Source organism: Chthoniobacter sp., assembly GCF_040003245.1.
GTDB lineage: Bacteria > Verrucomicrobiota > Verrucomicrobiia > Chthoniobacterales > Chthoniobacteraceae > Chthoniobacter.
Map to the genome: position 1 here is coordinate 1 of NZ_JBDUCX010000027.1, position 14,586 is coordinate 14,586.

A 14,586-nucleotide genomic window follows, 5' to 3' on the forward strand; every position below is an offset into this window, starting at 1 on the left:
TTACCGCGGGGACTTCGCTAACTTTTTGCAGAAAGGATGAAATATCCGGGCTAGAGAAGAAAAATAATACGAACCTGCAGCTTCTGCATAAATTCCGTTGTAATGGAACCCCATCGGCAAGAGCAGCAATGCATAATTTGCCTGATCGGCACGCAAGTAAGTTTTTGGCACGCAAAGGTTTGAGCCGTAATTATCATCGTGCGCGATGAAACTACTCATCCAAGCATCGCTTGGTATGTGCTTAATAACTTCACCAACATGAAAATAGTCTCCATCAGCTACGGCTGCCCACGTATCTGCATTGAACGTGTGCCCGTAACAATGGATAATGTGTCGCAGCCCTCCGGCATCAGGGCCGCTCATAGTGAAACCAAGCAAAGCTCCGGTTCCAGATTCAATACCGCTGTATATTATACGCTGGAACGGCAGTTGAGTTTCCGGTGATTTTGAAGATTCTGCGAGTTCAGTGTAATCAAAATCAAAAAACGGAATATTAAGACCTGTTAGAACAGAGCGGATCTGATTCTTATCCAAGCCGCCATGTGGAGTGTATTTAGCAGTACCTCCAGCAAGTTGGTTAATCTTGCTATATGTCAATTCTGCGTCACGAAGGTACGTAGCACAGAGGCTACGTAGCGCGACCTGTGCGCATACCTTATTAAGGCCGTTTTGCTGTCCATAGAGTACGCCGTTGATGTGAATTTGACGACCGCCAAGCGCGAAATGAAATTGCTGATCGCACGGCGTGTAGTTGTGCGGATGCTCGGGCCGTGAGAAGACTGCTTCGAAAACATGCCACGAGTCCTCATACTCAGGGCCCCGCGGATGGTTGGGGCAATACTCACGCTTTAAAAGCGCATAGCCAACGCAATCATCGTCCTTAACTGCAGTGAGGCGACTCTTACGCAGCTTAGATTTCCAAAAGGAAATTCGCACCAAAGCTCGCATTTTGTACTTTGGATACAGCCGCCGGATTTCGCGATTTTCGTCTGCAACCGCTCCTGATGCGCGAATCTCCTCGAGCACCAAAGTCCGACATTTACGAGCGCGAGCTTGAGAGAAAAGCCGCCGAATTGGAAATCCCCCAGCGAAATGGTCGTCAACGAAATCAAAATTGGAGAACGGAGGTTCGATGCTCTCGATCCGAACTTTGCACAATTTCGACGACCTCCCCATGCCACAAACTAAGGAAAATTCAAGAGGGTCTTCCGAGGCTTCTTTCGGGCTTCTTCGATGGTTTTGACGAAGTGTTCCACATCTGTTGCACCAACCATCTTCACCTCGACGGCCCTTGGCTTTTCACCATACGCCTTCGCGATGTTGCGCACAACTTTTTCCATGGGGCTGCGGAATGGGGGAAGGGGTTTATGCGTGGCCATAGCGCATCACGAGTACATTGGTACCGCTTGCTGGGACACGTGGCAACTGGAAACTTTGCCGCTGATTTAGAGCGTGGTCAGCCTGATTTGGGGAATCTTGCAAATTCAGGTTCCGCAAAGTGATCAGGACGTGCGACGTTTCGATAGGCGCGTGCCTGGTCTGCCCAACCGCCGAGTGTTCCACAACGGCATGTCGTTCGCAAACGCCTAGGGACGGCTACGTAACCAAGGTGAGGAAAACCGATATCGAATTGGAACCTCGACGCGGGCGTCGCGAATGCACCTGTTACCTTCCCGATAGCATATCCCGCAAGAAGGGCGCCTGCCGTTGTCGTCAGATAACCAACGGTTGGGAGCGTCGGAGGTTCTCCGTTCCAATACTGTGTTCCATCGAGGCCTTTAGCATTCGCCAATTCGGCCGCTTTCACTGCTTGCGCCTTCGCTTGAGGCGACATCAATTCTACGTTCAAGCGTTGCGTATTGATTGTTCCACCACAAAGGGCACAAGGAAGCGCGGGGCCGTATTCGGTAACCTCTATCGTCTGGCAGTTGATAATACCGTATTCACCCTCCATCAACACGCCGGTGTCCAATACTGGCAGATTGTAGTGAATGGCGTATTCGCTGAGGGCCAAACGGGCATGATGAGTGTCAGTGCAGCCAAGTAAGAAATCGCATCGAAGCAATTCATCTAGGACATGTTCGTCGAGGACATTTCCCTGACAGAGAACGATTTCTGCGTTCGGATTGATGCTACGGATGAGTTCCGCCAACATGACGTTCTTTTTCCTCGGCGTTGTCGCGATGCAGTCTTTCCATGTGCTCGCGTGAAAACGTTCATGATTCGACGGGCTGAAATCATCGAAATCCACAAGCACGAACCTGCACACTCCCGCACGAGCGAGGACATGCGCTGCAGGAGAACCCGTTCCACTGCAGCCGACAATGCCCGCTGTCGATTCCCGGAGTATCCTTGCAGAAGCCTCGCCATAGACGGATTCCAATCTGGCAGTCGGAGACTCAAGGGGCATCTCCACCGTTGTCGGCGCCGCCGCGATGAGCGGAGAGGATAAGCGCTGAAGTTGTGTTCCGACCACGAACATCTCGCGCAATGGCAACACGTCATCGCCATCGACAATACGCCCACTGACCTGAAGGTGACCGATCTCATCACGGGCGAAAATGGCACTTACGTACGGTGCGCCACCACTGTATGCGGCAAACTCCCCAGCGAAGTAGTCGTCCATTTCATCGTCCAGTGAGCTTGGAGCGACGTGACAGCCTTTTGGATGAGAATGAATAACTCCAATTGCCAGTTCTCCGTTCTCGGCGGCAATGAGAGCGCGTCGCGAGTAGCGCGCCTTAAGCACGACAATTGGGCTCCCTTCATCGAGATCGCCGGCGTCGGGCGGAATGAGGTCAACAAGCGTGAGCACCAAGCCCCAGGTAGTGCGTCTGTAACCGAAGCGAATGAACGTCGCCCATTCTTCTTGCGGATACCGACGAAAGAGCAAGGTTTCAAGGTCACGGAGACTTTGCTCAGTCAAACGCAAGACGGCATACCGACTCGAGGAATTACAGTCGGTGAAGTTCATCGAGCGCGGTAGAGCCAGGCAAGGAGTTCGTCCACATACGTGTGGAGCCCATGAACGCTCGGATCCCAAGGCGGCCCGCCGCCGCCATTGTGCGGATGATAAGAGATGAGGCACCATTTCTTTCCGCCGAATTCCAACATACCTTGCGACTGGCCCTCAACGCGACCGATGAGGGGTGAGTCGGCTGGTAAACATGCGCCGTCTAGCATTGATCCCGGATAGGCCGACGGAATCGCCACAAGCACCTCGCTGTTCGGTGGCAAGCAGCCCGGTCGCGTCCGCAATCCGTGGTAGATGAGCGCGGGAGCCGCCCCGGCCAACAATGTGACCTCCGCGCCCCCTCGCCGCAGAATCTCGACTTCGCGTTCGACGCGAGCGCTCTCGAAACCACCTTTGACATCCTTGACCACATCGAAGACCTCGCAGCCATGGATTTCCACCTCTTCATCAAGGTTTAACTGGCGGTCCGGGCTCGGTTTGCGCTGCCAGACTTCCGTATTGCGGGGTGTCTTGCTGACCAAAGCCGCAATCTCCCACGCAAACATACGCGGCTTTACACCATTTGATTCGTCGAACGGCTTGTGGTTCACGATAATCTCAAGAGCTTTGCGCAGAGATTTCGTAATGAACGCGGGGCCGTCGCGGAATTTGACGGCTTGGCCGAGCGTGATCTGCTCGTCCACAGGCGATTCAAAGTCGCGCCACAACTGAGTACTGGGATCCAGACTGAACCACTCCCGGAAGTCTGAAACAGCAAACTCCTCTTGAGTCGCAATTTCGGCGCGATCATCGACTACGTAGGCCAATTTTGCTTTGGTCGTACAGTGAACGCGAGCGTGAAGCTCGCATTGAGCGACCGAATAAAAGACGTTGCCGTCAGCAAGATTTACCGTCTGGTCATCTTGGAGAACAACATCGTCGGGTGAATTATGATCACGAACTAGGCGGTGATCCTTCGGAACGTTTCCCAGCACTTTGAGTATTTGGACGTGAACGACCTGCTGGGGTGACCACACAAGTTCATCACTGACAAGTGCAGGCCACCGCGCAGGACTGTGACATGAGGTTTCGCCTGCCGTGGAGGCAGGCCCGTTTGGAGTACGCTGATTTTGCATACGCCTATGTAAGCCGATGTAAGCTAACAGTTCAAGCGGAATTTAAACCTTTTTTTGAAGCTCCGTTTATTTGTCGCCGTTCGCTGCGAAAAAGCGCCACGCTTGGGTGGCAAGCGTCATTCCGAAATCAGCGACGACGCTTCAGCATTTTTGCCAATTCATCCGGTGATAAAGTGCCGCGTTTCAGTTCACCAACAACAGCTCGAAATGCGAATCCCAACATTGGGTTGTCCTCTATGACACGTTTCAACTCATTCACTGACTCTCTATGGTCGTGGTTTTTCAATTTCTCAACCGATACGCCAAGGAGCTTGGCCATCTTTTCCATCACATCTTCCGAGGGAAAACGCCGCCCTAGTTCTACATCCGACATAAAGGGAGCCGACACTTCACACTGACGCGCAAATTCCCGTAGACTCAGGTTAACCTTGGCGCGCGTCTCACGCACGAAATCCCCAAACGATTGATCAGGCATGGTTTGTAAGCTTACAGCGGCTTCCTATCGTGGCAAGGCGAGAATGGTTCGCTCGGGATGACAGGTTTTGAGAATGACGGCTAGCGCCGCAGTTCCACCTGCACGGCGTCCTTCTTGTCCGCGGGGATCCACTCGGTGGAGGGGGAGAAGCCGTTGGCGGTGAAGGTGAGGCCGATTTGGTCGCTGGGGGCGGTGTCCCAGGTGAATTCGCCTTTGGAATCGGTCGTGGCGACCTCTTGCTCGAGGGTGGCATCGGCCCAGCCAATGAAGGTGACGCGCGCCTTGGGCACCGGCTGGCCGTTGCTGTCGTGGACCTGGCCGGTGATCCGGCGGCGCGTGGTGGCTTTGAGTTGGATGGGCTCCAGGCCGGGGGCGACGGTGACGGCGCGCGCGACTTGGGCGAGGTTCTTCGGCGATACGGAGAGCAGCAGGTCGGCCGGGTAGCGCCAGGGGACGGTGAAATGGCCGGTGGCGTCGGTCTGGACGTTTTTTGGCAGTTGGTGTTGCAGGGCGTCCCGCAGGAAAAGCCACTGGGTGTATTCAGGCTGGTTGGCGGACACCTGCCGCCAGGCCGGCGCCACGGTCACCTCCTCGTTGGCCAGCGGTGAACCATCGGGCGCGAGGGCCACGCCCTGGATCGCTACGGGTGGCTCCAGGCGAAGCTCGGCGGTCTGCGCGAGCAGCGCCTCGCGATCGACGGTGGGGGTGGGCTCTTGCGCGCCGGTGCGATACCGCGTCTCCCAGGCCAGCGGGTGGTTCACGGCGAGGAGCAGCTTGACGAAATCCTTGGGCACGCTCTCGCAGTGCCAGCGGCCCTGCGCATCCGTCACGTAAGTGTCCACGGGCACCAGGGACGAGAGGGACGGGTCCGCCGCGTCGTTGAAGCCCGGCGCCGGATCGAGGACGACGGTGCCCGGGGCGGCCATCACGGCGACGCGGGCGCCGGCCAGTGGATGCCCGTCGTGGTCCTGCACCACGCCGCCGATGGTGCTGGCCGCGGTCATGCGCCAGGTCCTCTGCGTGGGAAGCGTCTCTTCGCGCCACTTCTCCGGCGGGGCAAAATAACCGGCCTTGAAAACCGCGACGGTGAGCTGGCGGGAAGGCGGTTGCGGCGACCCGAGCGGGATGCGCACCTTGCCTTCGGCATCAGTGCGCAGCGTACGATCCGGCAGCGGGAGAAAATGATATTGTCGCTGGGTGAGCCGCACTTCCGCGCCGGCGAGGGCGGCGCCCGACTGCTCGTCCACCACCTGCAGCTCGGCAAAATCTCCCGTGTCGAATCCCGGCCCCACGCCGAGCTTTTTGATGAGCTCCTGCGCCGCGGGCGATGACTCCCAGATCAACGGCGATTCGAAATAATCGCCCGAGTAGCTGACATTCATCCGCCCGCCGTGCAGGCCACAGCGCAGGATCGGCACCACGGGCCCGAACTCTTTCATCTGTTCCTCCTTCACGTCGCGGAACATCCGGCCGCCGCCCGCGAATTCGGTGGCGCGAAATTCGTAGGAATAGGAACAGGGCAGCTTCGGGTCGCGTTCGCTGATGCGTTTCTTCGGCTCGAGCGGCGAGACGAGCACCGCCTTGTCCGGCAGATAGTCCGGCACGAGGTCCGACAAATAGTCCGGCACCTGGCCGTGCGCCTTTTTGTATTCCATGATCGCCTTCCAGATCTGGAGCATCTGCCGTTTATCGAGTTCCTTTTCTCCCGGGCTCGTCGCCTGCCCGGAGTTGGCCGCAGGGTTCGCGTTCGGGTCGGCCGCCGGCTCCCCGGCTCTGAGGTCGAGGGAAAAAGCCGCCATCAGGACACTGCAAAGCAGGCCAACCGGAAACGCCGCGCGGTTCATGTTTCGTCTAGGGAGAACCGGGACGATAGGGAAATTACCGCCGGGCGCAAGCCGGCGCGGAGGGGTGTCCCGGAGGGACAAAGGAGATTAGCCGGTGGCGTGAGCCACCGGACTAACGATAAAAAACGGAAGCGCCCCGGCAGGGGTGCCGGAGATAGAGTCACAGCTATCTGCCGCCCCTTCAGGGCTGGCGGGATTTGGTTGCTGGTTCCGGTGGCTGACGCCACCGGCTAATCTCGCTGGTCCCTCCGGGACCGGTGACGCTGACGGCGTGAGGGGCGCCTTCGGCGCGTATCACTTTCATTGCCTCCGCCGCGTCCGCGGCGGGGGAAGCGGTCAGCGGTGGACGGCTTTTTTGACGGAGGCGGCGGCGGTGCGGCCGTAGCGGGTGAACATGGCGCCGACGGCGGCAAGAGGGAGGGCGAGCAGCATGTCGCGGGAGCGGTGCACGGGCTCGGCAATATAACGCTCGGTGAAGGTGGGCGCGGAGCGCTGGCTGAAAAGACGACCAAGGAAGAGGCCGCAGACAAAGGCGCCGATCAAGGCCGGGAGACGATTCTCCCGGAGGTATTCGGAGCTTTCGTGCAACGCTTGTTGGGCCTGCCCTTGGGCGGAGTGCCAGGCGTCCTTGGCGCGCGACGACAAATCTTCCGCGGCTTGCTCGCCGTTGTGTTGCAAGTTAGCGGCGGTGTCGGTGAGTTTGTCTTCGAAGTCGGAAGCGGGGTTCATGGGATGAGTGGTTGGTAGTTAGTAATCAGTTCTGAGTTCTGAGTTCTGAGTTCTTAGTTCTTAGTTCTTAGTTCTTAGTTCTTAGTTCTTAGTTCTTAGTCGGGATTTCCAATCGGCGGGATCGATGGGATTGACGAATGCCGGGCCGACTGGGCCGCGGCCGACAGCAGTTGTCTGCTTCGACCGCGGGCGCGCCGGGGAAGCGCGCTAAGTTCAGCTCGGGAAGGAGGCGGGGATCAGTAGGAGCGAATCGTCCGTGTTTCGGTGGTGGCGCCAACGCCGACGGACGGCTGCCGCACGCGGGTTTCTTCGGTCGTGGTGGTGCTGGTCGTCTGGCCACGGTCGTGATCGTGATGATGGTCGTGATCGCGCTCGCCTTCTTCGCAGGCGGAAAGAGCCACGAGGGCGACAGCGGCGGTGCAGCAGAGGAGAATGGTCTTCATATAATAGGGGGTGAGGAGGCGGATAATTACTTCTCGTTCTTGTCGGTGGTGGTTGTCGTAGTCGTAGTCTTCTTCTCGATGACCGGAGCGGCGGGGACGACGACAGCCGCGGTGCGCTTCACGATGACCCGGGACGCGATCAACCGGTCGCCGACCTTGGTGTAGTAGACGGTGACAGGGAGGCCGGACTTGACGGTTTCCATGGAGACGGGCGCGCCATTTTCGTCCACGTACGTGGTGGTCTTGCTATAGGTATAGCGCAGCGGTTCGGCCGCGGCGGTGGAACGGATGACGATGGTTTCCGGGCCGAATTCACTGATGGTGCCAGCCGAGTTGGTGGTCGTCGTTTCCTGGACGGTGGTCTGGGCGAAGGTGAGATTGGCGGTGATCAGCGTCAGGCCCAAGGCAGCGGCGCTCATTAGTTTAAGGGATGAATGTTTCATTATCCAGATATCGGCGTGGCGAGCGTACTGGCCGTAGCTTTCGTATTATATTCACCGAGGCGAAAGCGCCGCGACGCCCCGATCAAGTCTTCCTGCCCGTGCAGGGAAGCGGCCATTTTCCGGAGGCCGAGTTCCAGGCGGGTCTTGACGGTGCCGAGAGGAATCCCGGTGCGCGCCGCGATCTCGCGTTGGGTCATCTGCTTGTGATAGGCCATCTTGAGAGCGTTGCGCTGGGCCTTGGGCAGGCCGGCGAGCGCGCGATTGAGATATTTTCCCATGTCATGAAGGGCCATGTCCTCGTAGACGTGGCTCCAGTGCTCGGCGCCGGCCTTGAGTTCCTCCGTGAGGCGGTTTTCGACGCGCACATAGGTGTCGCGCCGGCGCAAGCGGTCGATCGAGCGGCGCCGGGTGAGGGTGACGATCCAGCCGAGGGGCTTGCCTTTTTGCGAATCATAGCTGGCGGCGCGGTTCCAGATCTCCAGCAAGACATCCTGCAGCAAGTCCTCGGTGTCGGCATCGTTGTGGAGGATCTGCATGCTAATACTCTTGATGAGCAAGGCGTAGCGGTCGTTGAGCAAGCCGAGGCCGTCGGCGCTCCGGGCCTGGATCATTTTCATGAGTTCTTCATCGGAGAAAGCGCCCTGCGCCCGGTCGCCCAGGGGAGTCGGTAACTGGGTGAAATGGTAGATCATATAGGTAGTGGAGTGATGGGTAATAACCGCGAGAGTGGAGTTACTCGTGACTAGGCTGCGCGAAGTCATTCGACGACGCCTTGATGAGAGTGAGACGGAAGGTGGCGCCTTTGCCGCGTCCCTCGCTAAAGGCGGCGAGCTTGCCGCCTTGCGCCTCAGCCAGCCCCTTGGCGATGAAGAGGCCGAGGCCGAAACTGCCGTAGACGGGACGCGCCGCGACTTCTCCCTGCTGAAAGGCATTGAAGACCAGGGGCAGGAACTCAGGGGCGATCCCGACGCCGCCATCGATGAACTCCAAGATCAGGTCGCCGCCGGCATCGTTGGCGGACACAATGGAAATGCTGCCTCCCCGGGGCGAAAATTTGACGGCGTTCTTGAGGAGATTCCACATGACCTGCTGGAGGCGCGCCGAGCTGGCCAGCACCGTGCTGTCTGCGGCCCGGAGATCGAGGATGACCTTCATGCGCGCCTCGGCAATTTCGGCCCGGCAGATTTCCAGGACGAAGCGGACCGCTTGGTGGGCGTCGATCGATTCGGGGTGCAGCCGGACTTTATGCTGCCCGACGATGGTGAAATCGATGAGGTCCCCCAGCAATTGCACCTGGAGCTGAAGATTGCGCCGGATCATGGTGAGGGTCGGGCGGGCATCGGTGAAGCGGTCGTCCTCGTGGAGTTCCTGGACGCCGAGCAGGACGGGCGCGAGCGGAGTGCGCAGCTCGTGGGAAAGCATGGCGAGAAACCGGTCCTTGGTTTGCGCGGCCTCGGCAATCGTGAGCAATTTCTGCGCGGCTTCTTCCCGCGTGGATTCGCCGAGTTTCACGTCGCGGCATATCACCACGACCTGGGCATCGGGTCCTTCGGACAATTTACCCATGCTGGCTTCGAGTGTCCGATACAGGGCATTGCGATGGCGGAGGCGAAACTGCACAGTGACCGCGTCGCGAAAATCCTCGATGACGTTGAAGAACGCGGAATAGAATGCCGGCAAATCCTCGGGATGGACGAGCTGGAAAAGATTCTTCGCGACCAGGCTGCCCGCTTCGTAGCCCAGCAGCTGGGCGGTGGCGCGGCTTTGGAAAAGGACGCCGCCGCTGCGGCCGACGACGAGGATGGCGTCGACGGCGCTATCGATAATCGCCTTGAGCCGCCGTTCGGCTTGCCGCGCCTGCTCCGGGGCGGGACGCAGCAGATGGGCGCGGCCGTCGGGAGTGATGATGGCGTCGACCTGCCCGGAGGAGAGGGCGTGGAGCGCATTTTCGGCATGCGCGAGGCGCAGCCCCAAGCCGAGCTCCTTGCCGCCACGAGGGACGGCGGAATAAGTTTCGACGGCGGCGCTCATGCGGGCTCCCTCTGGGGCAGGCCGAGGGCGCGCAAGACCTCCTCTTCATCGCTCAGGTTGCCGATGATTTGCAGTTCCGGCTCGGGGGAAACTTTGACCATCGTAGGCGTGACGAGGATGCCCTCCTCGAGCGCGCGCAGCGGTTCCTGCAAGACGTCGATGATCTCAATGCGATGGCTCTCGGGGAAATGCCGGCGACAGATGGCGTAGAGATTGGCCAGCGCCCGCACGGAATTGGGCGCGCCATCGGCGAGATAGAGGCGGAAAACATAGGCGCCTTTGGGCAGGTCGGCGTTTGGGACGGGCTCGTTCATACGCGGCGCTCCTCGTGATCTGCGCGCGCGGAGATCGGTTGGCGCCCGTCCATGGGCACGCCGTTTTCCTTCTCCATGCGCAGGGTGCCCATGAGGACTTCGCCCCCGGCGGTGTAAGGATCGGCAAGCGAAATGCCGGTGTCGCTGAAGATCAGTTCGCGCAGTTGGGAGGAGTGCTTGGAGCCGCGCGACTTGATGATCGACAGGGCGCGGTTGCGTTCGCCATCGAGCAGCGCGTAGGAAATCTGCATCCAGGAATCCGAGATCGTGGAGATATGCAGCGTGGTCGTCTCGAGATGCGGGTCGACGCCTTCCAGGAGGCTGGTGAAAAGCAGGGTGATGCCCGCATTGCGGCAGAGATAAATGAGCCGCTCGGCCACGGCGCGCGCGGCCAGCCCGCCACCCACGCGGGCGAGCGCGGAGAGCGGATCGACGACGACACAGCGGGGCTCCTGCTCCGCGATGAGGCGCTTCACGCGCATGAAATGTTCCTCCGAGGAGGCGGCCTCGGAGCGGATGGCTTCCATGCGCAGGAGGCCGCTCGCGAGGTAGGGGGCGAGATGGATGTTCACGGTGGCGAGGTCACGGGCGATGTCGCGGGAGTTTTCATCGAAGGAGACGAAGAGCGCCCGCTCGGCGCGGCGGCACGCGGCCTCGATGAACTTGCCGGCGAGCATCGATTTGCCCGCGCCCGAGCTGCCGGTGATGAGGATATTCGTGCCGCGATACAGACCGCCGCCGATCATGTCGTCCACCCGTTCGATACCGGTGGAGATGCGTTCCTCAAAAGGCTGTGATTCGGGATGGACGCCGTTCGACGAGCCGACTTCCACGCCGGCCGGTCCGATGACAAACGGCACTTCGTTGAGCGCATGCGGCGAGCCGCGGTACTTGACCACGCGAACGGTCCGCACTGCCACGCGGTCGGTGACCCGCTGGCTGAGGAGCACCGCGCAATCGGCCATGAAAGGCATGAAGCCGTAGCGCTGGGCCGTGGACGGATGATTGTCCTCGACCTTGGTGGTGAAGATGCCGGTCAACTCCTGGCGCGCGAGCCATTCGTGGATGCGGTAAAGCTCGCGGCGCTCGGCCGCCGGATCGTCGAGCATGCTGAGCAAGACGTCGATGGCATCGAAAACGATCGTCCGGGCGCCCATGGCGCGCGCCTTCGCCTCCAGGCCGGCGAGCAAGCCGGTGACATCGAAAGCGCCGGACCGCACGACGCCGGGCCGGATGCAGGCGTCGACAAAATAGATCTCCTTTTTCTCCAGCTCGGGCATGGCCCAGCCGAACATTTCTCCATTGGCCGAGACGCGGCGCGCATTCTCCTCGAAGGCGACAAAGATGCCCGGCGTGCCTTGATGCAAGGCGCCGTTGACCAGGATCTGGAGCGCGAGGACGGTCTTGCCGCAGCCGGGCCCACCCATGAGCAGCGTGGTGCGCCCTTCCGGCAATCCGCCCATGGTGATGTCGTCGAAGCCCTCGATGCCGCTGGCGAGCTTGTGCAGGAGATCCCCGCGTTTCCGCTCGCTCACTTGGCCTCCTGTCTTCCGCACTTGGTGCAATGTTTGAAAACGACGCCTTCGTAGCGGGTGACTGCTTCGTACTGATGTGCGCACGGCGGCGGCGGCGGCGGCGGTGGTGATTGCCCGGCGATATTCCTCTGCGAGGATGTGAGATGGCTGGCGGCTTTGTTCATATCTGGCGTTCTGAGTTCCAAAAAAATACAAGGCCTCCCCCGCATCTGTTGCGAACCTGCTGAAGTATCGATGAATTGGGCGCGCGCGGCCAATACCTCCCCGGCGACCGCCCCATACTTGAAAGCTATGTCTCCGCCGCAGTTCCGCAGGTACTCCAGGATGAGCCGCGCTCCGTTCGCAAACGCGATAGCTTCCGGCTATGGATGGCAATTCAGAGTGAAGGCACTGCCGAGTCCACCAGGACGCGTCTTCCCGGCAGTTTGGCGGCTTTGGATGGGCCAACAATGGGGGGTTCATTGACCGCCGCCCAAAAAATGCCGAGCTGCTGGATCGCGGTGATGAACTCGGAGAAATCCACCGGCTTCACCACATAAGAGTTCACGCCGTGCTTGTAAAACTCCACCAGGTCCGACGTTTCCCGCGACGACGTGAGCACCACGACGGGAATGACTTTCAAGATCTCGTCCGCCTTGATGATCTTCAGCACTTCGAGCCCAGTGACTTTGGGCATCTTGTTGTCGAGCAGCACGACGATCGGATCGTCGCCTTCGCGCCTGTCGAATTTTCCCCGGCGATAGAGATAATCCAGGGCGTCCGCGCCGTCGTGCAGGACGAAGACTTTGTTGGCCAGATTCTGCTCTTCCAAGGCGGCAAGCGTCAGTTCGATGTCCCGCAGGTCGTCTTCCACCAGCAGGATATTCTTGATCGGTGGAACGGGGATTCTAATTGGCTCCTCCTTCTTTTTTGGGAATGGAAAAGTAAAAGGTCGCCCCGCCGTCCACCACTCCCTCGGCCCAGACCCGGCCGCCATGCCGAAAGATGATCCGCTGCACATTGGCCAGGCCGATGCCGGTGCCTTCAAACTCGGCCTCGCTGTGCAGGCGCTGGAAAACTCCGAAGAGTTTCTTGACATAGAGTGGATCGAAGCCGGCGCCATTGTCGCGAATGAAGATAACGGTCGCGCCGTTTTCCTCGGGCGCACAACCGATCTCGATTTTCGCCTCGGCGCGCGCGCCGGTGAACTTGACCGCGTTGGAGAGCAGATTGACGAGTACCTGGCGCAGCAACGCGCGATCGGCCCACACCGTGGGCAGCGGGGCGATCTCGAAGACGATCTTCCGCTCCTTGGTTTCCGACTTCAAATCGCCGAGGATTTCCCGGACGGCGTCGCCGAGAGCGACCTCCGTCTTATTCAATTCGGCGCGACCGATTCGGGCGAACGCCAGCAGGTCGTCAATCAGCTCTCCCATCCGCCCCGTCGACTGGGAGATAATGTTCAGATAGCGCAGATCCTTTTCCGGGAGAGTCGTGCCGATGTCTTGTTCCAGCAATTTCACGAAACCCATGATCTGGCGCAGCGGCGCGCGGAGATCGTGGGAGACAGAATAACTGAACGCCCCCAACTCCTCGTTGGCGGCCTGCAGTTGCGTCGTGCGTTCGGCGACACGGTTCTCGAGCGTTTCGTTGAGTCGGTGGATTTCACCCTCCGCACGTTTGCGCTCCGTGATGTCGCGGATGTTGCACTGGATCACTTTTTGGGAGCCGTCCAGATAAACATTGCTGACGAACTCCACGGCGATGCGGCGGCCATCCCTCGTTTCCAGCGGCAGGTCCTCATAGCGGACATAACCGTTCTCCTGCAATCGCTGCAACATGACCTGATTTGACTCGATGTCTTTGAACGGACTCAGTTCACCGACCGTTTTGCCGACCATCTCAAGGTGAGAGAAACCCAAAAGGTCGATCAGGAATGGGTTCACATCGGTAATCTGCCCGGTATCGGCATTCAAAATCAGGATGCCGTCTTTCGCCGCTTCAAATAGTCGCCGATAACTCATTTCTGAAGCACGTATCGCATGGTTACTCTGCGATTCCGCCTTTTCCGTCCTCGTCTCAGCCTGTTCCGTGCGCGCTTCCGCTTCTTCGGTCCGCATCTCCGCCTGTTCGATGCGCGCCTTGGCCTGCTCGGTGCGGGCCTTGGCGTGCTCCGTCCGGGTCTCGGCCTGCTCCGTCCTGCTCTCGGCCTGCTCGGTGCGAGTTTCCGCCTGCTCGGTACGGGCCTCCGCATGTTCCGCCCGCGCCTCCGCCTGTTCGATGCGGGTATCCTGCTCGGCCTTGAGCGCCTCTTCCTGCCGAGTGATCGCAAGACCTGAGCCTGGGGAGGCCAGGGGTAGTATCTGGGGGACGGGAGGGCCCTGGGAATTCATAGGTTGAAGCGGGAGCCCAAGGTTTCGTCCTTGTGCGGCAGTCGCTTGAGGACGGCGGCAGCCGTACCGGCGAGCACTTCGGGGAGCGGCATCCAGGAAATGCCAGGCGAGGGCGGCATCAGGGGAATGCCGGTCTGGGAAAGAGGGAAGTGGGGGAGTGGATGATTCATATATCGGCAGGCCGATCGAGGGACGCCATCTTCCCCTCGTTACTCTCGGCTCCATCTGGCACGCCGGCCAATACCTCTGCTGCAACCGCTCCATAGTTGAAAGCTATGCACCCGGACGCCCGCGGCGCCTACTCCTCGGAA

16 protein-coding genes are annotated in these 14,586 nt (G+C 59.7%); all 16 read right to left on the reverse strand.

The window, feature by feature from the left end; all coding sequences use genetic code 11:
* Window positions 1-1,026, reverse strand: coding sequence for a hypothetical protein (locus ABJF10_RS05380; protein ID WP_348543501.1), 1,026 nt, complete (start codon window positions 1,024-1,026; stop codon window positions 1-3).
* Window positions 1,027-1,184: 158 nt separating this feature from the next.
* Window positions 1,185-1,379, reverse strand: a complete 195-nt coding sequence (locus ABJF10_RS05385) for a hypothetical protein (RefSeq protein ID WP_348543502.1) — start codon at window positions 1,377-1,379, stop codon at window positions 1,185-1,187.
* Window positions 1,380-1,456: 77 nt separating this feature from the next.
* A complete protein-coding gene (locus ABJF10_RS05390; RefSeq protein WP_348543503.1) occupies window positions 1,457-2,974 on the reverse strand; it encodes a ThiF family adenylyltransferase in 1,518 nt (505 codons plus the stop codon).
* Window positions 2,971-3,948: a hypothetical protein gene (locus ABJF10_RS05395; protein WP_348543504.1), complete on the reverse strand. Its 978-nt coding sequence runs from the start codon at window positions 3,946-3,948 to the stop codon at window positions 2,971-2,973. The genes ABJF10_RS05390 and ABJF10_RS05395 overlap by 4 nt, the downstream gene beginning before the upstream one ends.
* Window positions 3,949-4,216: 268 nt before the next feature.
* On the reverse strand, window positions 4,217-4,564 hold the full coding sequence (locus ABJF10_RS05400; protein ID WP_348543505.1) for a helix-turn-helix domain-containing protein: 348 nt from the start codon (window positions 4,562-4,564) through the stop codon (window positions 4,217-4,219).
* Between the two features lie 80 nt (window positions 4,565-4,644).
* Window positions 4,645-6,408, reverse strand: coding sequence for a carboxypeptidase-like regulatory domain-containing protein (locus ABJF10_RS05405; RefSeq protein WP_348543506.1), 1,764 nt, complete (start codon window positions 6,406-6,408; stop codon window positions 4,645-4,647).
* Between the two features lie 336 nt (window positions 6,409-6,744).
* Window positions 6,745-7,137 carry a hypothetical protein gene (locus ABJF10_RS05410; RefSeq protein ID WP_348543507.1) on the reverse strand — a complete coding sequence of 131 codons (393 nt, stop codon included), beginning with the start codon at window positions 7,135-7,137 and terminating at the stop codon, window positions 6,745-6,747.
* 236 nt (window positions 7,138-7,373) lie between these two features.
* Window positions 7,374-7,580, reverse strand: coding sequence for a hypothetical protein (locus ABJF10_RS05415; protein ID WP_348543508.1), 207 nt, complete (start codon window positions 7,578-7,580; stop codon window positions 7,374-7,376).
* Window positions 7,581-7,606: 26 nt separating this feature from the next.
* Window positions 7,607-7,999: a hypothetical protein gene (locus ABJF10_RS05420; RefSeq protein WP_348543509.1), complete on the reverse strand. Its 393-nt coding sequence runs from the start codon at window positions 7,997-7,999 to the stop codon at window positions 7,607-7,609.
* 23 nt (window positions 8,000-8,022) lie between these two features.
* Window positions 8,023-8,715 carry a sigma-70 family RNA polymerase sigma factor gene (locus ABJF10_RS05425; protein ID WP_348543510.1) on the reverse strand — a complete coding sequence of 231 codons (693 nt, stop codon included), beginning with the start codon at window positions 8,713-8,715 and terminating at the stop codon, window positions 8,023-8,025.
* 40 nt (window positions 8,716-8,755) lie between these two features.
* The gene (locus ABJF10_RS05430; RefSeq protein WP_348543511.1) at window positions 8,756-10,054 is read right to left on the reverse strand and encodes an ATP-binding protein; all 1,299 of its coding nucleotides are present in this window, start codon (window positions 10,052-10,054) and stop codon (window positions 8,756-8,758) included.
* Window positions 10,051-10,368 carry a circadian clock KaiB family protein gene (locus ABJF10_RS05435; RefSeq protein ID WP_348543512.1) on the reverse strand — a complete coding sequence of 106 codons (318 nt, stop codon included), beginning with the start codon at window positions 10,366-10,368 and terminating at the stop codon, window positions 10,051-10,053. Before ABJF10_RS05435 ends, ABJF10_RS05430 begins: the two co-directional genes overlap by 4 nt.
* Complete coding sequence (gene kaiC, locus ABJF10_RS05440; RefSeq protein ID WP_348543513.1) at window positions 10,365-11,903, reverse strand: circadian clock protein KaiC; 1,539 nt, start codon at window positions 11,901-11,903, stop codon at window positions 10,365-10,367. The genes ABJF10_RS05435 and kaiC overlap by 4 nt, the downstream gene beginning before the upstream one ends.
* A complete protein-coding gene (locus ABJF10_RS05445) occupies window positions 11,900-12,067 on the reverse strand; it encodes a hypothetical protein (protein ID WP_348543514.1) in 168 nt (55 codons plus the stop codon). Before ABJF10_RS05445 ends, kaiC begins: the two co-directional genes overlap by 4 nt.
* Before the next feature lie 212 nt (window positions 12,068-12,279).
* Entirely contained in the window at window positions 12,280-12,756 is a 477-nt protein-coding gene (locus ABJF10_RS05450; protein ID WP_348543515.1) for a response regulator, read from the reverse strand.
* 34 nt (window positions 12,757-12,790) lie between these two features.
* Complete coding sequence (locus ABJF10_RS05455) at window positions 12,791-14,539, reverse strand: ATP-binding protein (RefSeq protein WP_348543516.1); 1,749 nt, start codon at window positions 14,537-14,539, stop codon at window positions 12,791-12,793.
* Window positions 14,540-14,586: the final 47 nt, after the last annotated feature.

Excerpts from the sequence above, each read along its gene's own strand:
- ABJF10_RS05385 (WP_348543502.1), bottom strand. The coding sequence starts at position 1,379 with ATGGCCACGCATAAACCCCTTCCCCCATTCCGCAGCCCCATGGAAAAA.
- ABJF10_RS05390 (WP_348543503.1), bottom strand. The coding sequence starts at position 2,974 with ATGAACTTCACCGACTGTAATTCCTCGAGTCGGTATGCCGTCTTGCGT.
- ABJF10_RS05400 (WP_348543505.1), bottom strand. The coding sequence starts at position 4,564 with ATGCCTGATCAATCGTTTGGGGATTTCGTGCGTGAGACGCGCGCCAAG.
- ABJF10_RS05405 (WP_348543506.1), bottom strand. The coding sequence starts at position 6,408 with ATGAACCGCGCGGCGTTTCCGGTTGGCCTGCTTTGCAGTGTCCTGATG.
- ABJF10_RS05410 (WP_348543507.1), bottom strand. The coding sequence starts at position 7,137 with ATGAACCCCGCTTCCGACTTCGAAGACAAACTCACCGACACCGCCGCT.
- ABJF10_RS05415 (WP_348543508.1), bottom strand. The coding sequence starts at position 7,580 with ATGAAGACCATTCTCCTCTGCTGCACCGCCGCTGTCGCCCTCGTGGCT.
- ABJF10_RS05420 (WP_348543509.1), bottom strand. The coding sequence starts at position 7,999 with ATGAGCGCCGCTGCCTTGGGCCTGACGCTGATCACCGCCAATCTCACC.
- ABJF10_RS05425 (WP_348543510.1), bottom strand. The coding sequence starts at position 8,715 with ATGATCTACCATTTCACCCAGTTACCGACTCCCCTGGGCGACCGGGCG.
- ABJF10_RS05430 (WP_348543511.1), bottom strand. The coding sequence starts at position 10,054 with ATGAGCGCCGCCGTCGAAACTTATTCCGCCGTCCCTCGTGGCGGCAAG.
- ABJF10_RS05435 (WP_348543512.1), bottom strand. The coding sequence starts at position 10,368 with ATGAACGAGCCCGTCCCAAACGCCGACCTGCCCAAAGGCGCCTATGTT.
- ABJF10_RS05445 (WP_348543514.1), bottom strand. The coding sequence starts at position 12,067 with ATGAACAAAGCCGCCAGCCATCTCACATCCTCGCAGAGGAATATCGCC.
- ABJF10_RS05455 (WP_348543516.1), bottom strand. The coding sequence starts at position 14,539 with ATGGAGCGGTTGCAGCAGAGGTATTGGCCGGCGTGCCAGATGGAGCCG.